The sequence below is a fragment of the Nonomuraea sp. NPDC004702 genome (genome assembly GCF_053601695.1).
Genome location: NZ_JBSGCE010000051.1, coordinates 38295 through 63913, shown reverse-complemented (window position 1 = coordinate 63913; position 25619 = coordinate 38295). Strand labels below are relative to the sequence as shown.

The 25619-nt window shown below is 71.2% G+C and carries 28 protein-coding genes; 11 read left to right on the top strand and 17 right to left on the bottom strand.

Annotated features, from left to right (window positions below; genetic code table 11):
* Positions 1–48: 48 nt before the first annotated feature.
* Together ACWEJ6_RS40810 and ACWEJ6_RS40805 are read right to left on the bottom strand one after the other, a co-directional pair.
* Positions 49–516, bottom strand: a complete 468-nt coding sequence (locus tag ACWEJ6_RS40810) for a hypothetical protein (RefSeq protein WP_397166616.1) — start codon at positions 514–516, stop codon at positions 49–51.
* A gap of 78 nt (positions 517–594) precedes the next feature.
* Complete coding sequence (locus tag ACWEJ6_RS40805) at positions 595–1350, bottom strand: hypothetical protein (protein ID WP_452430924.1); 756 nt, start codon at positions 1348–1350, stop codon at positions 595–597.
* Between the two features lie 151 nt (positions 1351–1501).
* On the opposite strand from ACWEJ6_RS40805, the gene ACWEJ6_RS40800 reads away from it, so the two are divergent.
* Positions 1502–2320 (top strand): nucleotidyltransferase domain-containing protein, encoded by an 819-nt coding sequence (locus ACWEJ6_RS40800; protein WP_452430922.1) that lies wholly within the window; start codon positions 1502–1504, stop codon positions 2318–2320.
* Here ACWEJ6_RS40800 and ACWEJ6_RS40795 read toward each other — a convergent pair whose 3' ends face one another.
* Positions 2321–2809 (bottom strand): hypothetical protein, encoded by a 489-nt coding sequence (locus tag ACWEJ6_RS40795; protein ID WP_452430920.1) that lies wholly within the window; start codon positions 2807–2809, stop codon positions 2321–2323.
* A 116-nt stretch (positions 2810–2925) separates the two neighbouring features.
* Between ACWEJ6_RS40795 and ACWEJ6_RS40790 the strand changes: the two genes are divergently transcribed.
* Complete coding sequence (locus ACWEJ6_RS40790) at positions 2926–3402, top strand: anthrone oxygenase family protein (protein ID WP_387681523.1); 477 nt, start codon at positions 2926–2928, stop codon at positions 3400–3402.
* Between the two features lie 56 nt (positions 3403–3458).
* On the opposite strand, the gene lpdA is transcribed toward ACWEJ6_RS40790, so the two are convergent.
* Positions 3459–4838, bottom strand: coding sequence for a dihydrolipoyl dehydrogenase (lpdA, locus tag ACWEJ6_RS40785; RefSeq protein WP_357708034.1), 1380 nt, complete (start codon positions 4836–4838; stop codon positions 3459–3461).
* 39 nt (positions 4839–4877) lie between these two features.
* A complete protein-coding gene (locus ACWEJ6_RS40780; protein ID WP_452430918.1) occupies positions 4878–5252 on the bottom strand; it encodes a tautomerase family protein in 375 nt (124 codons plus the stop codon).
* An 18-nt stretch (positions 5253–5270) separates the two neighbouring features.
* On the opposite strand from ACWEJ6_RS40780, the gene ACWEJ6_RS40775 reads away from it, so the two are divergent.
* The 3 genes from ACWEJ6_RS40775 to ACWEJ6_RS40765 are packed head-to-tail and all read left to right on the top strand — an operon-like array spanning position 5271 to position 7559.
* Entirely contained in the window at positions 5271–5921 is a 651-nt protein-coding gene (locus ACWEJ6_RS40775; protein ID WP_364342838.1) for a response regulator transcription factor, read from the top strand.
* 6 nt (positions 5922–5927) lie between these two features.
* The gene (locus tag ACWEJ6_RS40770) at positions 5928–6980 is read left to right on the top strand and encodes a quinone-dependent dihydroorotate dehydrogenase (protein ID WP_387681514.1); all 1053 of its coding nucleotides are present in this window, start codon (positions 5928–5930) and stop codon (positions 6978–6980) included.
* Positions 6981–6998: 18 nt separating this feature from the next.
* Complete coding sequence (locus tag ACWEJ6_RS40765) at positions 6999–7559, top strand: GNAT family N-acetyltransferase (protein ID WP_387681511.1); 561 nt, start codon at positions 6999–7001, stop codon at positions 7557–7559.
* A gap of 7 nt (positions 7560–7566) precedes the next feature.
* Here ACWEJ6_RS40765 and ACWEJ6_RS40760 read toward each other — a convergent pair whose 3' ends face one another.
* From ACWEJ6_RS40760 to ACWEJ6_RS40745, 4 genes are all read right to left on the bottom strand, one after another.
* Positions 7567–9159 (bottom strand): beta-N-acetylhexosaminidase, encoded by a 1593-nt coding sequence (locus tag ACWEJ6_RS40760; protein WP_452430914.1) that lies wholly within the window; start codon positions 9157–9159, stop codon positions 7567–7569.
* Positions 9156–10004 carry an N-acetylmuramoyl-L-alanine amidase gene (locus ACWEJ6_RS40755; RefSeq protein WP_452430912.1) on the bottom strand — a complete coding sequence of 283 codons (849 nt, stop codon included), beginning with the start codon at positions 10002–10004 and terminating at the stop codon, positions 9156–9158. The genes ACWEJ6_RS40760 and ACWEJ6_RS40755 overlap by 4 nt, the downstream gene beginning before the upstream one ends.
* Before the next feature lie 131 nt (positions 10005–10135).
* Positions 10136–10384, bottom strand: a complete 249-nt coding sequence (locus ACWEJ6_RS40750) for a hypothetical protein (RefSeq protein WP_125645653.1) — start codon at positions 10382–10384, stop codon at positions 10136–10138.
* Between the two features lie 208 nt (positions 10385–10592).
* Positions 10593–11585, bottom strand: coding sequence for a LacI family DNA-binding transcriptional regulator (locus tag ACWEJ6_RS40745; protein WP_358301952.1), 993 nt, complete (start codon positions 11583–11585; stop codon positions 10593–10595).
* 257 nt (positions 11586–11842) lie between these two features.
* On the opposite strand from ACWEJ6_RS40745, the gene ACWEJ6_RS40740 reads away from it, so the two are divergent.
* Positions 11843–12454 (top strand): TetR/AcrR family transcriptional regulator, encoded by a 612-nt coding sequence (locus ACWEJ6_RS40740; RefSeq protein WP_452430910.1) that lies wholly within the window; start codon positions 11843–11845, stop codon positions 12452–12454.
* Between the two features lie 121 nt (positions 12455–12575).
* Here the strand turns inward: ACWEJ6_RS40740 and bldC are convergent, their stop codons facing one another.
* The gene (bldC, locus tag ACWEJ6_RS40735) at positions 12576–12779 is read right to left on the bottom strand and encodes a developmental transcriptional regulator BldC (protein WP_013133571.1); all 204 of its coding nucleotides are present in this window, start codon (positions 12777–12779) and stop codon (positions 12576–12578) included.
* A gap of 322 nt (positions 12780–13101) precedes the next feature.
* The gene (locus ACWEJ6_RS40730; protein WP_352320456.1) at positions 13102–13965 is read right to left on the bottom strand and encodes a hypothetical protein; all 864 of its coding nucleotides are present in this window, start codon (positions 13963–13965) and stop codon (positions 13102–13104) included.
* Positions 13966–14070: 105 nt separating this feature from the next.
* Here ACWEJ6_RS40730 and ACWEJ6_RS40725 point away from each other — a divergent pair, with 105 nt between their 5' ends.
* Both ACWEJ6_RS40725 and ACWEJ6_RS40720 read left to right on the top strand, forming a co-directional pair.
* Entirely contained in the window at positions 14071–15150 is a 1080-nt protein-coding gene (locus ACWEJ6_RS40725) for a Leu/Phe/Val dehydrogenase (RefSeq protein WP_352320458.1), read from the top strand.
* Between the two features lie 151 nt (positions 15151–15301).
* Complete coding sequence (locus ACWEJ6_RS40720; protein WP_357986890.1) at positions 15302–15529, top strand: DUF3073 domain-containing protein; 228 nt, start codon at positions 15302–15304, stop codon at positions 15527–15529.
* 91 nt (positions 15530–15620) lie between these two features.
* Here ACWEJ6_RS40720 and ACWEJ6_RS40715 read toward each other — a convergent pair whose 3' ends face one another.
* Positions 15621–16463 (bottom strand): alpha/beta fold hydrolase, encoded by an 843-nt coding sequence (locus tag ACWEJ6_RS40715; RefSeq protein WP_452430907.1) that lies wholly within the window; start codon positions 16461–16463, stop codon positions 15621–15623.
* An 86-nt stretch (positions 16464–16549) separates the two neighbouring features.
* Here ACWEJ6_RS40715 and ACWEJ6_RS40710 point away from each other — a divergent pair, with 86 nt between their 5' ends.
* Entirely contained in the window at positions 16550–17095 is a 546-nt protein-coding gene (locus tag ACWEJ6_RS40710; protein ID WP_452430905.1) for a CGNR zinc finger domain-containing protein, read from the top strand.
* A 33-nt stretch (positions 17096–17128) separates the two neighbouring features.
* On the opposite strand, the gene purM is transcribed toward ACWEJ6_RS40710, so the two are convergent.
* The 4 genes from purM to ACWEJ6_RS40690 form a co-directional block, all read right to left on the bottom strand.
* Positions 17129–18154, bottom strand: a complete 1026-nt coding sequence (gene purM, locus ACWEJ6_RS40705; RefSeq protein WP_352361023.1) for a phosphoribosylformylglycinamidine cyclo-ligase — start codon at positions 18152–18154, stop codon at positions 17129–17131.
* Positions 18151–19587 carry an amidophosphoribosyltransferase gene (purF, locus tag ACWEJ6_RS40700; RefSeq protein ID WP_352361025.1) on the bottom strand — a complete coding sequence of 479 codons (1437 nt, stop codon included), beginning with the start codon at positions 19585–19587 and terminating at the stop codon, positions 18151–18153. The genes purM and purF overlap by 4 nt, the downstream gene beginning before the upstream one ends.
* 51 nt (positions 19588–19638) lie before the next feature.
* Positions 19639–20385 (bottom strand): SDR family NAD(P)-dependent oxidoreductase, encoded by a 747-nt coding sequence (locus ACWEJ6_RS40695; protein WP_452430902.1) that lies wholly within the window; start codon positions 20383–20385, stop codon positions 19639–19641.
* 91 nt (positions 20386–20476) lie between these two features.
* The gene (locus ACWEJ6_RS40690) at positions 20477–20884 is read right to left on the bottom strand and encodes a MarR family winged helix-turn-helix transcriptional regulator (RefSeq protein ID WP_387660719.1); all 408 of its coding nucleotides are present in this window, start codon (positions 20882–20884) and stop codon (positions 20477–20479) included.
* A 1831-nt stretch (positions 20885–22715) separates the two neighbouring features.
* Between ACWEJ6_RS40690 and ACWEJ6_RS40685 the strand changes: the two genes are divergently transcribed.
* The gene (locus tag ACWEJ6_RS40685) at positions 22716–22982 is read left to right on the top strand and encodes a DUF4190 domain-containing protein (protein ID WP_358301980.1); all 267 of its coding nucleotides are present in this window, start codon (positions 22716–22718) and stop codon (positions 22980–22982) included.
* Here the strand turns inward: ACWEJ6_RS40685 and ACWEJ6_RS40680 are convergent.
* A complete protein-coding gene (locus ACWEJ6_RS40680; protein WP_352361113.1) occupies positions 22979–23401 on the bottom strand; it encodes a sterol carrier family protein in 423 nt (140 codons plus the stop codon). The two genes, ACWEJ6_RS40685 and ACWEJ6_RS40680, sit on opposite strands and share 4 nt — an antisense overlap.
* Before the next feature lie 129 nt (positions 23402–23530).
* On the opposite strand from ACWEJ6_RS40680, the gene ACWEJ6_RS40675 reads away from it, so the two are divergent.
* Entirely contained in the window at positions 23531–25609 is a 2079-nt protein-coding gene (locus tag ACWEJ6_RS40675) for a PhoX family protein (protein WP_452430900.1), read from the top strand.
* The last annotated feature ends 10 nt before the right edge of the window (positions 25610–25619 follow it).

Here is a 25619-nt window from a genome sequence, read left to right as displayed (position 1 = left end):
GCCCATCCACCGATCGGTGGATGGGCGGGACGCCGCCGCCGGGGGTGGTCACTTCGACAGGTAGAGGGTCTTCCAGGTGCCGGCGTACAGGCAGTTCAGGGACGGCTTGGAGCCCTTGCCCTCGGCGCAGACCTTCAGCTCGACCTGGTAGACGTCGTGGTACTCGAAGGAGAACCGCTTGGCGGAGCTGGCGGAGCAGTTGCGGATGCCGCGCTCCTTGTTGGGCAGGTTGCTCCCGTCGCGGTAGGTGATGCGGAACACCGCCCAGCCGCAGGCGGAGTCCTTGCGGGTCGAGTCGGTCAGCTTGCCGGAGATCCGCACCACGTCGGCGGTCGGCAGGTCGGCGTGGTCCTCGCCGGTCGCGCTCAGCGTGCCGGTCGCCTTGGCGGCGTGCCCGGGGGCGTAGTAGGGGCCCCAGGGGGCGGCCGAGGCGGCCTGGGCGGGGGAGGAGGCGAGCGCGACCAGGGCTGCGGCGGCGACACCGGTCAGGACGGCGGCGGTACGGGAGGCGGTCATCGAGGGGTTCCTTCCTCTCTGGGATGACCACACAGTGCATTGGCCCGATTTCAACCGGCTTGCGGGGCCGCTTGCAAGCTAGTTGTATTTGTACTGCCGCGTCGCGACCCGGTGGGAGCCGTTGTAGACCGACGCGCGGTACATGCTGATCGACTGGTCGCCGTGCTCGGCCTTGCCGCAGGTGTTGAGGCCGGCGAGCTGGTGGATCTCGTAGCGGGCGGTCGGGTCGCCGGCCACGAAGTACTCGGCGCGTGCCTGGTACTCGTCGGCCCTGGTGTCGCAGGCGAAGACGTACGTGTCGCGCTCGTGGAAGCACACGCTGGCCCCGCCCTTGGTGGACGAGCACAGTTCCGCACGGCCCCGAGCGGCGGCCGGGGTGACGCCGGTGTCGCGCTTGACCGGGTATTTGGTGAGGTTGCGGACGGTCTTCCAGCGGCCCACCCGGACGCGGTGGTTGCCCTCGTACACGGCGGCCCGGAACGTCACGGTCCTGCCGATCTCGCGGTTGCCCCGGATCTCGCCCTTGCCGGCCAGGTTGTGGATGACGTACTTGGTGCCCAGGTACTCGTTCAGGTGGTACTCGACGGCGGCGTGCAGCTTGTCGTTGCGGGTGTCCTCGACCCAGATGCCGGGCCGGTCGCTGCCGTCCGGGCCCACGCACACCTCGGCGCCCTTGACCCGCATGCAGGCGGGCTCGGCGACGGCGGCGGGGGTGGTGGTCAGAGCGGTGGTGGTCACGGGGGCCGGCTCCTGAACGGCGGCGGCGGCCGGGCGGGCCTCGCCCCGGGCCACGGCCCCTCCCGTGGTGAGCGCGGCGGCCGTCATCACGGCCATGGCTACGAGTTTGCGACCTGACGCCACTTCGGTCTCTCCAGTCTCATGGATCACACACCGGGCTGTGCTTGAGTGTGACGCGGAAAATGCCGGAGTGGTTCGGAAATATGCGATTTGGGCCTTCGGTAGGTTGGACGGATGGCGGACCGGCATGCGTGACGAACGGCTGCGGGAGATCGCGGCGAAGCTGGCCGAGGTGCCCGGCGTGGTGGCGGTCGCGCTCGGCGGCAGCCGGGCGCGCGGCACGCACCGGCCGGACTCCGACATCGATCTGGGCCTGTACTACCGGGGGCCGCTCGCCGTCGGCGACCTGCGCGCCCTCGCCCGGGAGATGACCGGCGAGCCGACCGAGGTGACCGGGCCCGGCGGCTGGGGCCCGTGGGTCGACGGCGGCGGCTGGCTCACCGTCGAGGGGTGGCGGGTGGACTGGATCTACCGCGACCTCGACCGGGTGCGCCGCGTCTGGCAGGACTGCCGCGCCGGACGGTACGAGATCGGCGTCCAGCCGGGCCACCCGCTGGGCTTCTACTCCCACGCCTACGCGGGCGAGGTGGCGCTGTGCAAGGTGCTGGCCGACCCGTCCGGCGAGCTGGCGGCCCTGCGCGCCGAGACGGCCGCGTACCCGCCCGCGCTGCGCGAGGCGCTGGTCCAGGGGTTGTGGGAGGCCGGCTTCTCGCTGAAGATCGCCGAATACGGCGCCGCCGGGCGCGACCCCGTGTACGCCGCCGGGGCGCTGTTCCGCGCGATCGGCGTCGCCTGCCACGCCCTGCACGCGGCCGACGGCGCCTGGCTGATCAACGAGAAGGGCATGGTCGCCGCCGCCGACCGGCTGCCCTCGGCGCCCGCCGGCTTCGGCGAGCGGGCCCAGGCACTGCTCGCCTCCGTCGGCGGCACGCCGGAGGAGATCACCCGTACGGTGGCCGCCGCCGAACGGCTCATCGCCGAGGTGCGGGCCGCCTGCGGGGTGTGATCAGGCGTTCTCCCTGGCCCTGGCGGGGGCCAGCGTGGTCAGCAGCAGCAGGAGCGCGCTCTGGGCGAGCATGCCGGGCGCGAGCGGCGGGGCCGGGCCGACGGACTTGGTCAGCGCGTACCACCATTGGGTGAGGGGCGAGAGGGTCTGCCAGGTGTCGGCGTGGCGCGGGTCGAAGGCGCCCATGTCATGGTTGGCCGAGATGTGCGCGTACACGCCGTAGGCGGAGGCGAGCAGCACCACCAGTGCGATCCCGCGGACGACCCTGAGCGTGAGGGGCGAGGCGTCCAGGGCCAGCAGCACGAGCGCGGCCCCGAGCGCCAGCAGCGCCACCCAGGGGACGAACTGCTGCCAGGACTGCCAGTGGCGTTCGAAGGCCAGCTCCAGGCCGGCGCCCAGGATGCCCAGCGCGATCAGCCCGAAGAGCCCCAGGCGTACCGTGACGGCCCCGAGCCGTCCGATCTGTGTTTGCGCGTTCGTTGGAGGCACGGGCACCACGGTGTGCTTCCGGTCTCAGAGACATCTCAGGAATACATGAACGTTCAATGAGAATCGCGGATCGTCCGCCGTTTCCGGACAACTGTGACTTAAGGGATCATAGGGACGTGAGCGTACTCGCGGTCGTCTCCTCGGTGCTCGCCCTCGTCCTGAACGGGCTGATGGCGGGCGTGTTCTTCGCCTTCTCCACCTCCGTCATGCCCGGCCTGGACGCCGTGGGGGAGTCCGTGGGGAAGGAGGGCGCGGCGGCCGCCATGCGCAGCATGAACAGGAAGATCCTGAACCCGGGGTTCCTGTCGACGTTCACGCTGGCGCCCGTGGCCTCGCTGCTGGCCGGCGTGTTCCTGCTGATCGGCGGGGACGGCGGGCCGGCCGTCCTGGCGTTCGCGGCGGCCGTCGTCTACTTCGTGGGCTCGATCGCCGTCACGGCCGCGATCAACGTGCCGATGAACAACGCCCTGGAGGCGGGTGACCTGGCCTGGCAGGCGTACGCGCCGCGCTGGACCCGGTGGAACACGCTGCGCGGCTGGGCCTCGGCGCTGGCCGTGGCGCTGCTGGGCGTCGCCCTGTACGTCTGGGCCTGACCCGGCCGGATGCATCCCGATGGACGAGCACCGGGATGCGCATCCGCGCGACGGGATCACATGTTGATCATGTGGCCCGCGAGGCCGTGGATCGCCTCCTTGACCGCTTCGCCGAGCGTCGGGTGCGCGTGCACGTTGCGCGCGACCTCGTGCACGGTCAGGTCCCACTGCTGGGCCAGCGTGAGCTCGGGCAGCAGCTCGGTGACCTCGGGGCCGATCAGGTGGGCGCCGAGCAGCTCGCCGTGGGTGTTGTCACTGATGATCTTGACGAACCCGGCGGTGTCGCCCAGGCCGTGGGCCTTGCCGTTGGCCGTGAAGGGGAACTTGGCCACCTTGACGTCGTAGCCCAGGTCGCGGGCCTGCGCCTCGGTGTAGCCGAAGCTGGCCACCTGCGGCTGGCAGTACGTGGCCCGCGGGATCATCACGTAGTCGAGCTCCATGGTCTCGGCGTCGCCGATGGTCTCGGCGGCGATGATGCCCATCGACTCGGCGGCGTGGGCCAGCATGAGCTTGGCGGTGACGTCGCCGATGGCGAAGATGTGGGGCACGTTCGTGCGGCAGCGGCCGTCGACGGCGATCGCGCCGCGCTCGGTGAGCTGCACGCCGGTCTTCTCCAGGCCGTAGCCGTCGACGCGCGGCTGGAAGCCGATGGCCTGCATGACCTTGTCGGCCTCAAGCACCTGGGTCTGGCCGTCGCGGGTGACGGTGACCTTGACCGAGCCGCCGGTGTCCTCGATGCCGTCGACGCGGGTCGAGGTCAGCACCTCGATGCCGAGCCGCTTGTAACGCTTGGCCAGCTCGGCCGAGACCTCTTCGTCCTCCAGCGGCACGACCCGGTCGAGGAACTCCACGATCGTCACCTTGACGCCGTAGTTGTGCAGCACGTACGCGAACTCCACGCCGATCGCGCCCGCGCCCGCGATGATGATGCTGCGCGGCAGGTTCTCGGTGAGGATCTGCTCCTCGTACGTCACCACCCGCTCAGACAACTGCGTGCCCGGGATCAGCCTGGTGGTGGCCCCGGCCGCGATGATGCAGTGGTCGAACGTGATCGTCTCATCGTTGACCTGCAGGGTGTTGGCGTCGAGGAAGGTGCCGCGCCCGTCGTACTCGGTGATGGCGTTCTTCTTCATCAGGTAGTGAACGCCCTTGACCCGGCCGTCGGCCACCTTGCGGCTGCGCTGGAAGGCCGCGCCGTAGTCGAAGCTCACCTCGCCGCTGATGCCGAACGTCTTGGCCTCGTTGTGGAAGATGTGGGCCAGCTCGGCGTTGCGCAGCAGCGCCTTGGACGGGATGCAGCCCACGTTCAGGCAGACGCCACCCCAGTACTTCTCCTCGACGACCGCGGTACGCAGCCCGAGCTGGGCGGCGCGGACGGCGGCCGTGTATCCTCCCGGACCCGCGCCGAGAACGACGACGTCATAGTGAGTGCTCATGACTCGGACCATACCGCCCGCCCCAGGCCACCCTTGACGCTAGACCTCCACCTTGTACGGCAGCGTCAGCTCGTCGGCCGGAACGCCCCGGATTCCCCAGTTCACCTTGGGCATCTCAATGATCGTGATCTCCACATCCTCGGGGTCGTATCCCGACTTTTCGTAGATCGACCGGATCAGCGCGCGCTTGGCGTCGTCGCTGCGTCCCGTGAAGCACACGACCTCGATGATCAGGTAGTTCGCGCTGCGCCCCGGGCAGACGAAGTCGTCGGCGTCCAGCAGCAGGAACCGGTGGAACCGCTTCTCCTCGGGCACGCCCCACGCGCTGACCAGGCACGACTGCAGCAGATCGGAGATCTCCCGCTGCCGTCCGCCCCACACGTCACGACGCCCGTAAACCTTCACCTGTGCCATGTCGGCAATATAGAGGGCGTGATCCGCGTACTCCTCGCCGACGACGAGGCCATGATCCGGGCCGGGGTCAAGGCGATCCTCGACTCCGACCCGTCCCTGGAGGTGGTCGCCGAGGCAGGCGACGGCAGACAGGCCGTCGACCTGGCCATCGGCCACCGTCCCGACGTCGCGCTGCTCGACATCCGCATGCCACGCCTCGACGGCCTGGCCGCCGCGGCCGAGCTGCGCCGCGTCGCGCCCGCCACGGCGGTGGTGATGTTGACCACGTTCGGCGAGGACGACTACATCGCCAGGGCGCTGGAGGTGGGGGCCGCCGGGTTCCTGCTCAAGTCCGGCGACCCGCGCGAGCTGATCGCCGGCATCCACGCGGTCGCCGACGGCGCGGCGTACCTGTCGCCCAAGGTGGCCCAGCGCGTGATCGCCCAGCTCGCCGGCGGCCGGATGGCCCGCGAGGCCGAGGCCCGCGACCGCGTCGGCGTGCTCACCGACCGCGAGCGGGAGGTCCTCGCGCTGCTCGGCGCGGGCCTGTCGAACGCGGAGATCGCCAAGCGGCTGCACATCGTGGAGGGCACCGTGAAGGCGTACGTGAGCACGATCCTGACCCGGCTCGACGTGCGCAACCGCGTCCAGGCCGCGATCATCGCCCATGAGGCGGGATTGGTAGCCTGACCCGTGATGTATCGCCTCGTGTTCATGCAGGTCTTGCGGCGTTTCGACGCCGAGGCCGTGCACCGTCTCACCGTCAAGGGCCTGGCCGTGCTCGCCCGGCTGCCCCTGCTCAAGCGGCTGCTCCACCGAGCGTTCGCCCCGCACGACCCGGTCCTGCGGGTGACCGCGTTCGGCGTGCACTTCCCCGGCCCGTTCGGCCTGGCCGCCGGGTTCGACAAGGACGCGGCCTGCGCCGAGGCGATCGCCGCGCTCGGCTTCGGCCACGTCGAGGTCGGCACCATCACCGCGCACGCCCAGCCCGGCAACCCGCAGCCACGCCTGTTCCGGCTGGTGGGGGAGCGGGCGGTGATCAACCGGATGGGCTTCAACAACTCCGGCGCCCGCGCCGCCGCCCGGCGGCTGCGCCGTACGCGCGGGGTGCCGGTCGTGGTCGGGGTGAACATCGGCAAGACCAAGGTGGTGCCGGAGTCCGAGGCGGTGGCCGACTACGTGACCGGCGCCAGGGAGCTGGCCCCGCTGGCCGACTACCTGGTGGTCAACGTCAGCTCGCCCAACACGCCCGGCCTGCGCAACCTTCAGGCGGTCGAGCTGCTGCGCCCGCTGCTGGTCGCGGTCAAGGAGGTCGCCGACGCGACGCCGCGCCGTACGCCGCTGCTGGTGAAGATCGCCCCCGACCTGGCCGACGAAGACGTCGACGCGGTCGCCGACCTGGCCGTGGAGCTGGGCCTGGACGGCATCATCGCGACCAACACCACCATCAGGCACGGCGGCGAGACCGGCGGCCTGTCCGGGCGTCCGCTCAAGGGCCGTTCGCTGGAGGTGCTGCGGCGGCTGCGCGCCAAGGTCGGCGACCGCCTCACGCTGGTCTCCGTGGGCGGCGTCGAGGACGTCGACGACGTCTGGGAGCGTCTGCTGGCCGGGGCCACCCTGGTCCAGGGGTACACCGGCTGGATCTACGGCGGCCCGCTGTGGGCCGCCCGCATCCACCGGCAGCTCGCCCGCCGGGTCCGCCGCCACGGCCTGTCCTCCGTCACCGAGGCGATCGGCCGCACCGCCTAGGGCCCCTATCGTGGAATCGTGATCAATGCCGAGGTGAAGCTCACCGACGACGTCGTCATGCGTCCCGTCGCCAGGTCCGACGCGCGGGCGCTGGCCGACGCCTACCGCCGCAACCGCGACTTCCTGCGCCCCTGGGAGCCCCGCAGGCCGGCCGACTTCTTCACCCCCGCGGGCCAGGCCGCACGCCTCGAACGACTGGCCGAGGACCGTGCGGCCGGCTTCGTGATGCCGTGGGTGCTCACGGACGGCGACCGCGTCGTGGGCAGGATGAACCTGAACAGCATCATCCGCGGCGCCGCCCAGAGCGCGTCGCTGGGCTACTGGGTGGACGCCGCCTACAACGGGCGGGGGCTGGCCACCAGGGCGGTGCTGGAGGCTTGCCGGGCCGCCGACGAGGACCTGAGCCTGCACCGGGTGGAGGCCGGCACGCTGCTGCACAACAAGGCCTCGCAGGCGGTCCTGCGCAAGGCGGGCTTCGAGCAGTACGGCATGGCCCCCCGCGCCGTCAGCATCGACGGCGCGTGGCAGGACCACGTGCTGTTCCAGCGCATACTCAACGACCGTCCCGCGCCCATCTGACCGACGGTCAGACGCTCGGCCTGGTCGACTCCGCGTCGTGCGTCATGGCGTCGATGCGCTCCATCACCTCGTTCACCTTCACGCCGCTCGGCCGGTGCGGACGCCGCCGCTGCCACGGGTGCGGGCCCGCCGCCGGCCGGTACTCCACGCCGATCGCGTCGAGCCGCCGCAGGTGACTCTCCAGCCGCTCGGCGAACCCGTCGCCGCCCGAGCCGGCCCAGGCGACCTCCGCCAGCGCGCACGACCGCGGCCAGAGCCGGTAGTCGACGGTCCGGGGGTCGGGCACCCGCTCGGTCCACAGCTGGGCCTGCGCGCCCAGGACGCGCGCCCGCTCCTCGTCCGTCCAGTCGGCGGGGGCCGGGTCGAACGCGGCCACGTCGGCCACCGTGGTGGTGTCGCCGATGGCCATCGGCTCGTCGGCGGAGGCCGCCTCTGCGTAGTCGAAGTAGAGCGGGAACACCGGGGTGGCGACCACGTCGTGGCCCGCCGCGGCGGCGCGCCGTCCGACGCCCATGCCGCGCCAGGGCATGACGACGGTGTCCTCGCGCAGCCCGCCGCTGACGAACGCCTCGTCCCACACCACGGCCCGCGCGCCGCGCTCGGCCAGGGCGTCGGCCAGCTTGCGCAGGAACCACGCCTGCAGGTCGGGCACCGTGGACAGCCCCAGCGACTCGCGGTAGGCCGTGATCTGCGCCGACTGCGCCCAGTGGTCGAGCACGACCTCGTCCCCGCCGATGTGGAAGAAGGGCACCTCGCCCAGCGCGCCGATGATCTCGTCGAAGATCGTGATCAGGAACTCGACGGTCGCCGGCAGCGGCGACAGGATCGCCGGCGAGATGCCCCACCGGTCGAGCACGTCGTAGGGCTCGCCGGTGGCGCCGAGCGCCGGGTAGGCGGCCAGGATCGCCGAGGCGTGCCCCGGCACGTCGATCTCGGGCACCACCGTGACGAACCTGGACCGCGCGTACGCGCCGATCTCGGCCAGGTCCTCCAGCGTGTAGTAGCCGCCGTGCGGGATGTCGTCGTACGCCTCCGGCTCCCGGTAGTAGTTGGTGGCCGTGCGCGGCCGGTGCGAGGAGACCTCGTGGAGCAGCGGGTACGCCCGGCTCTCCACCCGCCAGCCCTGGTCGTCGACCAGGTGCAGGTGCAGCCGGTTCAGCTTGTGCACGGCCATCAGGTCGATCAGCCGGAGCACCTCCCGCTTGGGGGAGAAATGCCGGGCCACGTCGAGGTGCAGCCCCCGCCAGGCGAACCGCGGCGCGTCCTCGATCCGCACCCCGGGCACCGGCCACGACGCGCCCTCGGCGAACCGGTAGGAGGCGTCCGGCAGCAACTGGTGCAACGACTGCGCGGCGTAGAACGCGCCCGCCGCCCCGCCGGCGACGATCTCGATCCCCCGCGACCCGGTGGTCAGCCGGTAGGCCTCCGCGCCGAGCGCGGGATCCTGGCGTACCTCGATCTCGCCCGAGTCTCCCGGGCGCAGGTCGAGGAGGGGCAGCGCGCGACGTACCGCGTCCGCGTACGGACCGGCGACGGTCGCGCCCGAGGTCAGCTCGAAGGAGCCGGAAAGATCACTGAGCAGCTTGGGGCGAGGAATCATGGTTCGAGATAGTGCTGCATCCCGTTCGCGAGTGCCAAGGCGATCCGCTGCCTGAACTTCGGGTCCTGGAACTTGGCCGCGTCGACGGCGTTGCGCATGTTGCCGCACTCGACGAGGACCTTCGGCACGGTCGAGAGGTTGAGCCCGCCGATGTCGTTGCGGAAGTTCAGCGCCTTGGTGCCGACGTAGTTGGAGTAGGGGATGCCGGTGCCCTTGAGGTAGGCGTCGCGCACGTCGATCCCCAGCTTGGTCGAGGCGCCCACGACCTTGTCGACCGGCCCGTTGATCTTCTTCGGGAGGATCACGTGGAATCCCCGGTGCGAGGGGTTGTCCGAGCCGTCGCCGTGGACCGAGATCACGGCGTCGGCACGGGCCTTGTTGCCGATCGCGGCCCGCTTGTCGATGCACGGGCCGACGCCGTCGTTGCTCGACCTGGTGAGCTTGACGGTCGCGCCGCGCTGCTCAAGGATCTTCGCCATGCGGTTGGAGACGTCCCAGGTGAAGGCGGCCTCGCTGTAACCGCTCTTCGTGGCCGTGCCGGTCGTGTCGCATTCCTTCATCTTGGTCAGCACGTTGACCTTGCGATTGATCTCGGCCGGATGGCGGTAATTGGCGCCGTTGTGCCCGGGGTCGATGACGATGACCTTGCCGGCGAGCGGTTTGGCGCCGGGCGGTGCCTGCTTCGCCGTGGCCGTCTCCGTCGGCCCGTCCTGGACGGACGCCTTGCCGGTCTCCTGGACGGTGGAGGGGGCCTGACCTGCCGCGGCGCCACCAGGCTCGGTGCCGCCGCACGCGGAGGCGATCAGGCCGCAGACGGCGAGGACGGTGGCTGGTAGAGCACGCATGAGCTCCAACTTACGTGAAGCCACGCGTTCAGGCCCGTATCAACAGCAATCCTGCGAGTCGGCTCGCGACCCTGCCGAAGTGCCGGACCGGGACCGCTGCGACGGTCCGCCTGGCGGTTTCGCCGTCCGCCTCACCACACGTGCTCGCCAACCTCCTGCCGTTCGAGCAGGGCGGCCAGCTCCCGCGCGTCCTCGGCGTCGAGGCCGAGGACGACGCGGGGGCGGCCCCACGGATGGTCGAGGGAATGCGCCACGTAGCTGGCGACGGACTCGGCGCCGACGTCGGTGCCCCGCCCCCTGCCCGCCCGCCAGTGCCCCCAGGCGCGTTCGAGCTCGGCCGCCGCGCGCTGGGCGCAGGACACCAGTTCTGGATCACGCATGACTGTCCCCCGGATCAGATCGTGACCGAACCAGATTCGGCCACAATTAGCATGACCCTGACGAGTAAACCGCCGTCCGGCGACGCTGCCGTACGGCTTGACCCAGGCTTTGGGCGGGCTTGCTGACGAGAGACCTGCGCATTGGCCCGCCGTGCCATTGCGGCGCCCATAAAGGCCCGCAACGGCAGCGCAACCGGCAGATATCCCCTCAGGCGGGTCCCGTGCTGCGGCGCACGATCAGCTCGGGTTGGATCTCGCGCAGCCGGGCGCCCTTGGCCGGCTCGCCTATCCTGTCGCTCAACAGCGCGGCCGCCGACCTGCCCATGGCACGGCGCGGCTGGTCGACCGAGGTGAGCGAGATGTGCCGGGAGGCCGACAGGTGGGTGTTGTCGTAGCCGACCACGGACAGGTCGTCCGGCACCCGCAGCCCCAGCTCGGCCGCGGCGGCCAGCACGCCCAGCGCCACCACGTCGTTGGCCGCGAACACGGCCGTCGGCCGCGGGTCGCGGGTCAGCAGGGCGATCGCCGCCTCGCGGCCGCCCTCCTCGGTCGCGTCCGCCGCCTCGACCATGATGTACGGGGCCAGCGAATGCCTGCGCATCGCCACGAGGTAGCCCTCGCAGCGCGAGGACCGGGGGCCCTCGATGTGCGCGATCCGCTTGTGCCCCAGGTTCACCAGGTGGTCGATGGCCAGCCGGGCGCCGAGCCGGTCGTCGTCGACCACGATGTCGACGCCGTCGAGCTCGATGTCACGTTCCCCTACGACGACGGTCGGGGTGTAGGCGGTGGCCTCGATCAGCGTCTCGCTGGTCGGCGCGATGCCTAAGAGCACCAGCCCGTCGACCCGGAGCTCCAGGAAGGCCTCGACGGCCTCGTCCTCGAACGCCGGGTCCCACTGGCTGTTCCCGATCAGCATGCGCAGCCCGTCGCCGTGCAGGCTCTCCTGCAGGCCGTCGAGGAACTCGGCGTAGAACGGGTTGTGCAGGTCGGCGACGAGCGCCCCGACCAGATGTGTACGTCCTTCCACCAGGCTGCGCGCGACGGCGTTCGGCCGGTAGCCGAGCTCGCGCGCCGCCTGGAGCACTGCCTGCCGCCGATGCTCGCTCACGTGCGGGGATCCGCGCAGCACGAGTGAGACCAGCGACTTCGAGACGCCGGCTCGCTCGGCGACGTTGCGGATGGTGGGTCGTGGCCGAGGCAATGGCTCTACCTCGCGGAGCTCGGCGATGGTTGAAGTGTTGACGGGCGGTCCTGACATGTGTCTCCCCCGCGATGCGGATATGGGCACCTGTCTCACCAAACGATCGAGTAAGCCGCAGGGTACGGCTTCGGGTTAGGGAAGCCTGATATTGACCCATTCGCCACACGTCCGCTATTGGGCATGCCGTCGGATACTGTGCAGGTGTGACACCCGGGAAGTCAGCCGAGACGGCACGCCCCGCACGCCGAAGGCTGAGTGTGGACCGCCGTCGCGAGGAGCTCATGGCGGCCGCGCTGGAGCTGTTCAGCACCCGTGACGCCGAGGACGTCTCGATCGACGACGTCGCCTCCGCGGCAGGCGCCTCGCGGGCGCTGGTCTACCACTACTTCGGCGGCAAGCAGGAGCTCTACGTGGCCGCGCTGAGGAGCGCGGCCGAGCAGCTGGAGTCGCGGCTGCGCCCGGCCGAGGGCGGCAGGCCGCTCGACGAGCTGGCCGCGGGCCTCGGGCGTTACTTCGACTTCGTCGAGGAGCACGCCGCCGGCTTCGCCGCGCTGCTGCGCGGGGGGCCCGCCAACCGGGCGGGCGAGGTCGGGGAGATCGTCGACGGCGTGCGCCGGAGGCTGTTCCGCCTCATCCAGAAGCAGATGCGCGTCGAGGAGCCGAGCCCGGTGCTGCGCACCACGCTGCGCTCGTGGATCGCCTCCGTGGAGACGGCCGGCCTCGACTGGCTGGAGCACCGCGACGTCGAGCGGCCGATCCTGGAGAAGATGCTCGTCGGCCACATGGTGGCCCTGCTCGGCGTGGCCGCCGCCTACGACGGCGAGGTCGGCGAGCTGCTCGACGTGCTCACCGGCGAGCAACTGGGGTAGCGGGGGAAGAGTGGCGCCGGGCGGGCGACGCCAACTTCCCCGTGCGACGTCACGTCGGTGGACCGGGCAAGCGTACCTGGTCCACCCTCAACCCCCCTGAGGTTCGTGACGACCCTTGCGACTACTCGGAACGCTGCTGCGGAATGCCCGCGAGCAGTGCGCGAACCTCGGTCTCCCGGTAACGCCGATGACCGCCGAGGGTACGAATCGACGTCAACTTGCCCGCCTTGGCCCACCGCGTAACGGTCTTGGGGTCGACCCTGAACATGGTCGCGACCTCAGCGGGCGTGAGCAGTGGCTCGGCCTCGGGTGTACGAGCTGACATTTGTGCGGCCTCTCCTCCGTGTGGACCGGCTTAGCGATCCTGTGACTGCCTTTGCGCGTGTCACGGATGTCCCCCTATGGCGCAGAGCGTGCGGCTTTTCTGAGCCATATGCGGCATCACCCGATGTGACCATACCGCCACGCAGAGCGATTGGCGAGCCCTTCTTTGACCCAACTGCCCGCCCCCATGGCGATGTCACGCTCGGTGATTCTAGCGACACGGTTCGTGGTATCGCAGTGAAAACGGCAAACTACTCAGTTCGCAGAAGAGAGCAGCCGCGAGACGTGACCTACTCATGCAGGTCAGACGGTTGTTTTGGGAATCAGTTGGCGGATTCCAGCTGTTGCATTGACTTCCACCGAAGGATGACGCGCTGGTACATGGCATAGGCAAGTTCTTCTTGACCCGTGTCCAGACCGGTCAAAGCGGCCGAAAGCTCAGCAACCGACTGGTCGGCCTGGAGGGCGTCGTCGTTCATCAGGTGGACCAGGCCGCCGTAGTCGAGCTCGACCAGCGAGTGCGGGTGGAACTCCTCCAGCCAGCGCGCGATGTCCTCCACGTCGAAGTTGGAGGACGCGTCGCCGAGGTGTCGGCGCATCACGTTGAGGGCGCGGGCCGCCCGCCTCCTGGCCTGCGCCATGGAGGTGACGTAGATGAGGTTACGGCCCGTAGTGGTCGTCACGTCCTGTCCCGGGGTGGAGGAGCCGAGCACCAGCCAGCGCTCGTTCCCATCAAACGGCACGAACCACGATGGCGGCACATGCCACGCCGTGGTGCGAATGTGCGTACGCAAGGCGGACGAACCGGCCCGGCGCTTGAACCGGTCGAAGTCGTCGGCCGTCTGCTCGGCGATGGCCTTGGGCACGAGCCGGTCCATCAGCTTCACAGGAGTGGCGCCACGAAGCCTTGAGAAGGCCAGCCACGACCGCAGACGGGTCTGCCAGGGACATACGTACAAACGGTCCTCAACACGCCGCAGATAGGCATTGGGGCTCTCCTGGGCGGGAACGGGCTGAGGGGGCATGCCGAGCAGGCGCATGACCGACTCGCTGTGCTCCGCGTTGAGCGCGTTCGCCCGGCGCGGACGGTCGCGTGAGTCGGCGTAGTCGGCCCACAGCTTGCGCTCGGACTCGGCGAACGCGGTCAGTGGCTCATAGACGCGGAGGTAGGCGGCATAGGGCAGCACGGAGGCATCGTGTCACGAAGAGCACCTGCGCGCACCGTCGGGCTTACTAGTCTGAGAGTGACCTCCGCCGCGAAGGAGCGGTGGACCGGACAGGGAGTCACTACCGTGACCGACGTCTTCGGCACGTCCCACAAGGACGTCCACGAGCAGGTCGTCTTCTGCGCCGACGAGCAGAGCGGCCTGCGTGCGATCATCGCCGTCCACAGCACGGCCCTCGGGCCCGCGCTCGGCGGCACCAGGTTCTATCCGTACGAGAACGAGCAGGCGGCCCTGGCCGACGTGCTCAACCTGGCCAAGGGCATGTCCTACAAGAACGCCCTGGCCGGCCTCGACCTCGGCGGCGGCAAGGCCGTCATCATCGGCGACCCGGCCAAGGTCAAGAGCGAGGCGCTGCTGCGCGCCTACGGCAGGTTCGTCGAGTCGCTCGGCGGGCGCTACATCACCGCCTGCGACGTCGGCACCTTCAGCGAGGACATGGACGTCGTCGCCCGCGAGTCCCGCCACGTCACCGGCCGCACCCTGGCCCACGGCGGCGCCGGCGACTCCTCGGTGCTGACCTCGTTCGGCGTCTTCCAGGGCATGCGCGCCTCGGCCGAACGGGTCTTCGGCACGCCGTCGCTGCACGGCAGGCGGGTCGGCGTCGAGGGGGTCGGCAAGGTGGGCCACCGCCTGGTCGACCTCCTGCGCGAGGACGGGGCCGAGGTCGTGATCTGCGACGTCGACCCGCGGGCCGTCGAGCGGGTGCGCCAGCGGCATCCGGAGGTCGAGGTGGTCGCCGACGCCCAGGCGCTCACCACGTCCGACATCGACGTCTTCGCGCCCTGCGCGCTGGGCGGCGCGCTCGACGACGCCACGGTGGCCGGCCTGCGGGCGAAGATCGTCTGCGGCGCGGCCAACAACCAGCTCGCGCATCCCGGCGTCGAGAAGCAGCTGGCCGACCGCGGGATCCTGTACGCGCCCGACTACGTGGTCAACTCCGGCGGCGTCATCCAGGTCGCCGACGAGATCGAGGGCTTCAGCATGGACCGGGCCAGGGCGAAGGCGGCCCAGATCTACGACACGACTCTGAAGATCTTCGGGATCGCGGCGGACGAGGGCGTTCCGCCGGCTGTGGCAGCGGATAGGCTAGCTGAGCGCAGAATGTCGGAAGTCGGGCGTATTAGGGCCATTTGGCTGGGCCACTGACGCCCCGCGCCCATACGACGTACCGAGCTGGGCACAAAACAGGTACGGTAATAGGCGAACGATAGGCTGACGTCCAAAGTCAGGCGGCGTCAGTGTGTGGTGCGTTAGCGACGAGGGGTCGGGGACGACCCCACACGAGGGGGTCGAGCCAATGGGGCGCGGCCGAGCAAAGGCCAAGCAGGTCAAGGTTGCTCGCCAGCTGAAGTACAACAGCGGTGGCACGGATCTTGACCGTCTGCGCGACGAACTCGGGGTCAGCGACTCCGGCAACGACGACGCCGACGACCTCAACGATGAGCTGGCGGATCGCTATGCCGATTACGCCGATGACTACGGTTCCGGGGACGACGAAGACGGCCGTTCTTCCGGCCGCCGATAGCCGTTCTTCAGAGTGACGTGGCCGAGGGTCCGGCGTGTGCCGGATCCTCGTTCATGAGCGTCGGGCCCCACGGGCAACCGTGGGGCTTTCGTCACGCTTGCGTGCGGTCGAGAAAGTCCGCGACCAGCGGCGCGATCTCAGGGAGCCGGTCCTCCAGCGCGAAGTGCCCGGTGTCGAGCACGTGCAGCTCGGCGTCCGGCAGGTCCCGCAGATAGGCGTGCGCGCCCGGTTCCGAGAAGAAGGCGTCGTTGCGGCCCCACACGATCAGCGTGGGCGGCCGGTGGCGGCGCAGCCATGCCTGCCAGTCGGCGTAGAGCGCGAGGTTGGAGCGGTAGTCGAGCGCGAGCGCGAGCTGGGCTTCCCGGCGTCCGGGCAGGTCCAGGAAGTGCTGGTCGAGGGTCCATCCGTCGGGTGCGACCGCTGAGACGTCCGACGCGCCGCCCTCGTACTGGCCGCGCGTGACGGGCAAGGTGAACAGGTCGCCCAGGCTCTCCGCGGGCGCGTGGATGGTGGTGCGCGCCAGGTCCGACAGGCCCTCGTCGTAGGCGTTGGCGTTCTGGACGATCAGGCCGGCGATCCATTCGGGGTGCCGGGTGGCCAGGCGGAAGCCGACGGGGCCGCCGAAGTCGAAGGCGTACCAGACGAAGCGGTCGAGCCCGATCTTCTGCACGAAACCCTCGACCACGTCGGCCAGGCGGTCGAAGGAGTAGACGAAGTCGCCGGGGGCCTCGGTGTGGCCGAAGCCGGGATAGTCCGGCGCGATCAGGCGGTAGCGCGTGCCCAGGGCGTCCATCAGGCGTCTGTACTGGTGGGAGGCCGAGGGGAAGCCGTGCAGCAGGAGCACGGGGATGCCGTCGCGCGGGCCCGCCTCCCGGTAGAACACCTGCACGCCTGCCACGTCCACGAAACCGTGGCGGATCTCCGGGATCTCCATGCCTAATGCCTTTCTCGCGCAATGATGCGTTAGTTATAGCGAGCAGACTTCTAACGCGTCAAGGGGGAGATGTAGCATTAGGAACCATGGAGTTCCTGATCGGTGAGCCGCTCGCGCTGGACCTGGTGAACACCCGGGCCCAGGACTTCGACGTCCTCGACACGCCCGAGGTGTTCGGGAACTGGCTCGATCGTCAGGCGGGCCGGCTGATCTCCGTCGGGGGGGCATACACGGCGGACGATCTGGGCGCGGTCCGGGAGTTGCGGGCGCACGTGGCGGCGGCGGTCGACGCCGTGCGCCGGGGCGAGCGACCGGCCGGCGAGGCGGTCGGGGCGATCAACGACGCGATGCGCGCCGCGCCCGCGTACGGGCAGCTGGACGTCACGGACGGCGGGCTCACCAAGGGCGCGCGCAGGGACGGCGACCGGCTGGCCCGCCTGCTCGCGCAGCTCGCCGAGGCCGCGGCCGACCTGCTCACCGATCCGGCGGCGAGCCGGATCAGGGCCTGCGAGGGGCCCCGGTGCCGCATGATCTTCCTGCCCGCCCATCCGCGGCGGCGCTGGTGCTCACCGGAGCTGTGCGGCAACCGGGTGCGCGTCGCCCGCCACTACCAGCGGCACAAGACCGGCTGAACGGGGGCCGGGGTCGAGCCGGCCCCCTTCGGGTCAGCGGTAGCGGGCCTGGCCCGAACCCTGGACGATCTCGCCCAGCACCCACGCGTGCAGACCGCGCTCGGCGAGCAGCCGGATCGCCTCGTCGGCCGAGCCGGGCGCCACCACGGCCGCCATGCCCACGCCGAGGTTGAACGTACGGTCCATGTCCTTCTGGGCGATCTGCCCGTGCCCGGCGAGGACGCCGAAGATCGCCGGCGGGGTCCAGGACGACCGGTCGAGCAGCGCGTCGAGGTGGCCGGGCAGCGACCGCGACAGGTTGGCCTCCAGACCGCCGCCCGTGATGTGCGCGAAGGCGTGCACCTCGGTCGTGCGGGCCAGGTGGAGGCAGTCGAGCGAGTAGACGCGGGTCGGCTCCAGCAGCTCCTCGCCCAGCGGACGGCCCAGCTCGGGCAGCACCGCGTCGAGCGACAGCGACGCCTCGCGCAGCACGTGCCGAACCAGCGAGTAGCCGTTGGAGTGGATGCCGGAGGAGGCCAGCCCGAGGACCACGTCGCCCTCGCGGATCCGGTCGGGGCCCAGCATGGCGTCGGCCTCGACCACGCCGGTGCCGGCTCCGGCCAGGTCGTACTCGTCGGGGCCCATGGCGCCCGGGTGCTCGGCGGTCTCGCCGCCGACCAGCGCCGCGCCGGCCAGCCGGCAGCCCTCGGCCACGCCGCCGACGATCTCGGCGACGCGCTCGGGCACGACCTTGCCGACGGCGATGTAGTCGGTCATGAACAGCGGCTCGGCCCCGCACACCACCAGGTCGTCGAGGACCATGCCGACCAGGTCGATGCCGATCGTGTCGTGCTTGCCGTAGCGCTGGGCGATCATGACCTTCGTGCCCACGCCGTCGGTGGAGGAGGCGAGCAGCGGACGCCGGTAACGCAGCAGCGCCGAGGCGTCGAAGAGCCCGGCGAAGCCGCTGGCGTCGTCGACCACCTCCGGCCGGCGGGCCCGCGCCACCTTGTCCTTCATCAGGGTGACGGCGCGCTCGCCCGCCTCGATGTCGACGCCGGCGGCCTCGTAGGTACTCACGCTTTGCTCTCCAACACGAACTTGCCCACGTTGTCCTGGTCGATGGGGATCGGGTACGAGCCGTCGAAGCAGGCCCGGCAGAGCCGCTCGGCGGGGATGGTGGTGGCCTTGGTCAGGCCCTCCAGGGAGATGTACCCCAGCGAGTCGGCGCCCAGCGAGGCCCGGATCTCCTCGACCGACAGCGAGCCGGCGATCAGCTCGGCGCGGGTCGCGAAGTCGATGCCGTAGAAGCACGGCCAGGCCACGGGCGGCGAGGAGATGCGGACGTGCACCTCGCGCGCCCCCGCCTCGCGCAGCATCTTCACGATGGCGCGCTGGGTGTTGCCGCGCACGATCGAGTCGTCGACGACCACCAGGCGCTTGCCCGCGACGACCTCGCGCAGCGGGTTGAGCTTGAGCCGGATGCCGAGCTGGCGGATGGTCTGCGAGGGCTGGATGAACGTGCGGCCCACGTAGGAGTTCTTCACCAGGCCCTGGCCGTAGGGGATGCCGCTCTCCTCGGCGTAGCCGACGGCGGCCGGGGTGCCGGACTCGGGCGTGGGGATGACCAGGTCGGCCTCGACCGGGTGCTCGCGGGCCAGCACGCGGCCGACCTCGACCCGGGTGACCTGCACGCCGCGGCCCGCGATCGTGGTGTCGGGACGGGCGAGGTAGACGTACTCGAACAGGCAGCCCTTGGGGTCGGGCAGGGCGAACCGGCGGGACCGGACGCCGTCCTCGTCGATGGTGAGCAGCTCGCCGGGCTCGATCTCGCGGACGAACGTGGCGCCCACGATGTCGAGGGCCGCCGTCTCGGAGGCCACCACCCAGCCGCGCTCCAGGCGGCCCAGGACCAGCGGGCGGATGCCCTGCGGGTCGCGGGCCGCGTAGAGCGTCTTCTCGTCCATGAACACCAGCGAGTACGCGCCCTTGACCTGCGGCAGCAGCTCGGCCGCCGAGTCTTCGATGGAACGCGTGCGATCCTGGGCGAGCAGCGAGGCCAGGACCTCGGTGTCGGTGGTCGCCCGGGTGGAGCCGGGAGCCAGGCGCTCGGCCAGCTCCGGCGTGTTGATCAGGTTGCCGTTGTGCGCGAGCGCGAGCCCGCCGACCTCGGTGGAGCTGAGGGTCGGCTGCGCGTTCTCCCACACGCTCGAACCGGTGGTGGAGTAACGGCAGTGGCCGATGGCCAGGTGGCCGCGGAGGGTGCCCAGCACCGACTCGTCGAAGACCTGGGCCACCAGGCCCATGTCCTTGTAGACGAGGATGCGGCTGCCCTCGCTGACCGCGATGCCCGCGGACTCCTGGCCGCGGTGCTGCAACGCGTACAGCCCGTAGTAGGTGAGTTTGGAAACTTCCTCGCCTGGCGCCCAGACGCCGAAGACGCCACAGGCGTCTTTGGGTGCGCGGTCGTGGGGGTCCAGGTCATGGCCGAGCCGGCCGTCGCCCTTCAGCACATGCCTCAGTTTAGGTTGCGGGCTTCCGTGCTCGCACACCCGGGTGCTCCATCAGCCGGCGTGGGACGATCTGCCGGCGTTGGATCCGTCGCGGACGAACTCTCCGGTGACGTTGCGGTTCGCCGCCGATCCGAGGAAATGGATCAGCGCCGCCATGTCGTCGGCGGTCGAGAGCCGGCGGCTCGGCGTGCGGGCCGCGACGCGGTCGAGGGCCTCCTGGGTGACCGGGCGCTCGGCCTCGGTGATCGTGAGCCCGGCCACGGCCACGTTGACCAGCACGCCGTCCCTGCCGGCCTCCCAGGCCAGGGCGCGGGCCATGCCGTGCAGGGCCATCTTGGCGGTGCCGTACGGGCCGGGGCCCGGCTGGCCCTCCTCGGCGGCGCCCGAGGAGACGAAGACGATCCGGCCGAAGCCGTTCCTCCGCATCCCGGGCAGGACGGCCTGGACGAGCAGGGCGTTGCCGACGACGTTCGCGTGCAGGGCGGCCGTCCATTCGGCGGCGGGCACGTCCTCGAAGCTCATGCTGTTGGGCATGATCGTGCCCCAGCGGACGGCGTTGAGCACGAGGGCGTCCACCGGGCCCGCCTGGGCGGCGGCGGGCGCGATGGTGGCGTGGTCCTCCAGGTCCAGGTGGACGGCCGCCGCCTGGCCGCCCGCCTCCTCGATGCGCTTGACGACCTCGGCGGCGCGGCCGGGGCCGGTGTTGTAGGTGATCGTGACCCGCGCGCCGGCCCTGGCGTAGGCGAGCGCGGTGGCGGCGCCGATGCCGGAGGAGCCGCCGGTGATGAACGCGTGCATGAGGTTGCCTCTCTTGATTAGCCGACTAATTAGCCAGCTAAGTCGCTTTTGGGCGCTGGAGGCAAGGGGGTTTCGCTCTCGGTGAAGAGGGTTACTGCGGGATGGCGCGGACGAGGCGGGACAGCAGGGCGCGTTCGGTGTCGTCCAGGCCGTGCTGGAGTTCTTCGTCGGTCCTGGCCCAGATCTCCTCGACCGGCTCGCGCAGCGCCTTGCCCGCCTCCGTCAGGTGCACGCGGCCCACCCGCGGGCGGTCGGGGTCGGGGGAGCGGTGGACGAAGCCCGCGCGCTCCAGGCGCTGGAGGGTCTTGGTGACGGTCGGGGGCTCCACGCCCAGCCGGGCGATCAGCTCGCCCTGGGTGAGGCCGTCCTGCCGCCACAGCTGGTTGAGCAGCAGCTCCTGGCCCGTGTGCAGGCCCAGTGGCGCCAGGGCGGCGGCCATCCGGTTGCGGTGGGTCTTCATGACCATGATCAGGGCGTACGTCAGGGTCTCGTCCAGCATGCACTCATCTTGCCCGCCGCCTGCCGCTTTGGCGCATGGTGACCCAAGGATGGCGCCCGTCTTACCGTGTCGTGCGCTTTAGCCGATGCCCTCCGCGAAAAGGTGAAGTATCCGGCATGCAGACCCGTCGGGAGACGCAGACGTGACCACACCTGGGGACCCCAACGAACCCCGCGAGGGGCAGGACCCGCAGCACCCCGAAGGCCACCCCCGCGAGGGCCGGCCCGAATCCGCGCCGCCGCAGCACACGCCCGAATGGTGGCGGGAGGGAACGGCCGAGGAGGAGCCGCCCGCGCCTGAGGAGGATCGGCCTGCGCCTGAGGAGGAGCCGCCGGAGATCGGGCCGTACGAGGGCGGCCCGACGAGCAACGAGTGGCGTCCGAGCGAGTGGGCCGTCGGCGGCCCGCCCGGCGCCGGGCCGACCGGCGGCGCGGGCACCCCGGAGGGCTGGACCGCCCCCGACCACGAACACGCCCCTGGTCACGAGCACGCGCCTGGGCACGAACACGCGCCTGGACACGAGCACGCCGCTGGTCACGAGCACGGCGCTGGTCATGCGGACACTCCGCAGGGCGCGGCATCCGGCGAAGGCGCCGGTCCCGGAGAGGCAGGCCGGTCGGGCGGCGGGCGGCACGAGGGTGGGCGGTCTGAGGGCGAAGGAGCTGGGGGGCAGCCCGGGGGTGGGCGGTGGGCGGATGAGTGGCCGTTCGAGGAGGAGCGGGAGGGCGAGGAGCCGATCGCGCCCGTGCCGCCCGTGGTGCCACCGCCGCCACCTGACGTGCCGCCGTCGCACGAGCCCAGGCCCGGAGGCCGTCCCGACCATCCCGACCTGCCCACCTCGCCCGAGACGCCGGGACCGGCCGAGGGCGGCGCCGGCAGGACGCGGTGGTCCGGCGGGGACGCCGAGGAGACGCAGGTCTATCCGGTGCCCGGCGGCACCCCGGCCTATCCGGGCTGGGGCACGCAACCGGACGAGGAGCCGAGCCGCCCCGCGCCCTCCCGGTACGAATACGGCGACGTGCCCACCTTCGAGCCCCCGCCCACCGGCACCCACGCGGCCAGGGGCCCCGAGGAGCCGGGCGGCGCGGAGGGCGCTGAGGGGGCCGGGGGCATCGCAGGCGCGCCGGACTTCCGGAGCCCGCCGGGCGAGGGCACACCGGGCCAAACCGGCACCCCTGCGCCAGGAGGTGCGGAAGCCCCAGAAGGCGCCGAAGGCCGTGGCGGCGCCGTAGGCCCAGGTGCCACAGCCGGCGCGGGAGGCGTGACGCCGACCCCCGGAGGCGCGGGTGTGCCGCCAGGAGGACGTGGCGCGCCTTACGGGGGCGAAGGAGCTTACGGCGGGCCGGGGGCGCCGTACGGGGGCGAGGGAGCCTACGGAGGCCCCTCAGCGCCCGGCGGCGGTGGCGGCCCAGCGGCATCCGGCGGGCCCACAGCGTATGGCGGGCCGACGGCGCCCGGCGGAGGCGGCGAGGGGCCCTATGGCGGGCCAACAGCGTATGGCGGGCCGACTGCGTCCGGCGGCGGGGAGGGGCCCTATGGGGGGCCGGGATCCGGTGGCGAGGGGCCCCATGGGGGGCCGGGATCTGGCGGCGGCGAGGGGGGCTACGGGGGGCCGGCGGCCGGGGGGTCCTATGAGGGGGCTCCGGGGGCGTACGAGGCCGGGGGCCGGGACGCGTCCGTTCCCGGCACCACGCCCTCCAGCCCCTACGGCGGCCCGCCCGGTTACGGCCCGCCGCCGGGAGCCCCTGCCTACGGCCAGTACAGCCCCTACGGCGCCCAGCCGACCGCGCCACCGGGCAGCGGCCTGGCCACCGCCTCGCTGGTGCTGGGCGTGGCGAGCCCGTTCCTGGTGTTCGTCTGCTTCACCGGCGTGCTCACGGCGATCCTGTCGATCGTCTTCGGCTGTGTGGCGCTCGCCAAGCGGGTGGGCAGGGGCAGGGCCATCGCCGGGATCGTGATCAGCGCGCTGTCGCTGGTGTTGTTCGCGATCGTCGCGATCTGGTTCTGGAAGGTGGTCCAGGAGTGCGGCCAGCTTCCCGGCCAGCTCGCCGACCAGTGCTTCGAGAGCAGGTTCCCCTGGATGGGCAAGGGCCGCTAGAGCGGCAGATGGGCTGACAGGTCGGCGCGGGAGCCGCTCGCCGCGACCGAGCCCCTGGCCATGGCCTCGTCCCAGGTCAGCCGGCCGAGCGCGAGCTCCAGCCAGGTGCGGGCGTCGGTCTCCACCACGTTCGGCGGCGTGCCGCGGGTGTGGCGGGGGCCGGGGACGGCCTGGACGGCCGCGTAGGGCGGCACGCGCACCTCGACCGTGCGGCCGGGAGCCGCGGCGGCCAGCTTCTCCAGCAGGTGGCGCACCGCCTGCCTGGCCGCGTCGCGCTCGGGGGCGAGCCCGCGGTCGTAGGCGGTCAGCACCGCGGCGACCAGGGCGTCGGGCAGGGCGGAGGCGGGGCCGTCGTAGGGCGGTTCGTCGAGGGCGACGAGCTGGCCGTCGAGGGCCGCGCGCAGCTTCTCCGGGTCCATCTTGCGTGGTGGCACGGGTCCATTGTCTCGCGGCAAGCGTTCATCGGGGCGGAGGTCGTCGTTCACCCCGGGTTTCGTTGACGACCGTAACGTCCCCGCCGTACAACCGCGCACATATCTGGAGGACCTGTGGCGAACCCTGAGGCGGGGCGGCTGCTGCCGCTGCTTTCCACCCCGCACAAAGGTGGCCGATCCGCTCTGACCTGTCAGTTCCGTTGCGGGAACGCGTGCGCGCACGACGTGGCCAACACGACGGGCAACGCCTACTTCGGCGACGTGGTGAAGGAGGCGCTGACGCGCCGCGGCGTGCTGCGCGCGGGCGCGCTCGGCGCGCTGGTGGCGGGCGTGGGCGTGGCGGGCGCGGTCCCGGCGCTCGCCGACGAGCCGGCGGCCGAGACCGCCGCCGCGCCGGTCGCGGTGGGCGGGCGCGGCCCGGCTGAGATCGCCTTCACCCCGGTGCCGCCGAACAAGGACGACGCGCTGCGCATCCCCGACGGCTACAACTCCTCCGTGGTCGTGCGCTGGGGCGACCCGGTGCTGCACGACGCGCCGGCCTTCGACTTCGACCACCAGACGGCCGACGCCCAGAACAAGCAGTTCGGCTACAACTGCGACTACGTGACGTTCTTCCCGATGGGCCAGAACCGCGGCCTGCTGTGGGTGAACCACGAGTACACCGACGAGAACCTGATGTTCCGCGGGTACACGGGCGGCGCGGCCGCGACCGAGGAGCAGATCAGGATCGCGCTGGCCGCGCACGGCGGCTCGGTCGTGGAGATCGAGCGGGCGCACGGCACCGGCGAGTGGAAGCTCACCACCAAGGGCCGCCGCCGCTACAACCGGCGCGTCACCGCGCAGACGCCGATGCGCTTCTCCGGCCCCGCCGCCGGTCACGCCCTGCTCAGGACGGCCGCCGATCCGAAGGGCCTGGCGCCGGTCGGCATGCTGAACAACTGCTCGGGCGGTTCCACCCCGTGGGGCACGGTCCTGACCGCCGAGGAGAACTTCGACCAGTACTTCGTCAACGGCGACAAGGTGCCCGAGGCGCAGCGGCCGTACATCTCGCGTTACACGATCACGACGGGCACCCCGGCGAGCAGCCGCCGCTTCGACCGGGTCGAGGAGCGCTTCGACCTGGCCAAGCACCCGAACGAGGCCAACAGGTTCGGGTGGATCGTGGAGATCGACCCGTTCGACCCCGACTCCACGCCGATCAAGCGCACCGCGCTCGGCAGGTTCAAGCACGAGGCCGCCAACACCACCCTGGCCGCGGACGGCCGTCTGGTCGTCTACATGGGTGACGACTCGCGCTTCGAGTACATCTACAAGTTCGTCTCCAAGGACCGGTACATCCCGGGCTTCGACCGTCACAACCGCACCCTGCTGGACGAGGGCACCCTGTACGTCGCCAGGTTCACCGGCGACAGCCCGGCCGCCGAGATCGACGGCTCCGGCAAGCTGCCCTCCGACGGTCTGTTCGACGGCTCCGGCGAGTGGCTCCCGCTGGTGTCGGGCGACAGGTCGTACGTGGACGGCATGACCGCCGCCGAGGTGCTGATCTACACGCGAAGCGCGGCCGACAGGGTCAAGGGCGGCGCGACCAAGATGGACCGTCCGGAGGACATGGAGCGCAACCCGGTCACCGGCGGCGTCTACGTGGCCCTGACCAACAACTCCAACCGCACCGCCGCCCAGGTGGACGAGGCCAACCCGCGCCCGTCCAACAAGCACGGTCACATCCTGGAGGTGGCCGAGCGGAACAACGACGCGGGCGAGACCACCTTCGCCTGGTCGCTCCCGCTCGTCTGCGGCGACCCGAATGACCCCGCGACCTACTTCGCCGGCTTCGACAAGACCAAGGTCTCGCCGATCTCGTGCCCGGACAACGTGACGTTCGACGCCGACGGCAACCTGTGGATCTCCACCGACGGCAACCAGCTCGGCAGCAACGACGGCCTGTTCGTCATGCCGGTGCGCGGCTCCGACCGCGGCCACCTGCGCCAGTTCCTCACGGTCCCGCTCGGCGCCGAGACCTGCGGCCCGCTGGTCACCGCGGACCAGAAGAGCGTGTTCGTGGCCGTGCAGCACCCGGGCGAGATCGACGGCGCGACCCCGGAGAACCCGGCCAGCCGCTGGCCCGACGGCGACCAGCCGCGCCCGTCGGTGGCGGTGGTCTGGCACGGCAGGGGCAAGAAGATCGGCAGCTGATCCCCGGTAA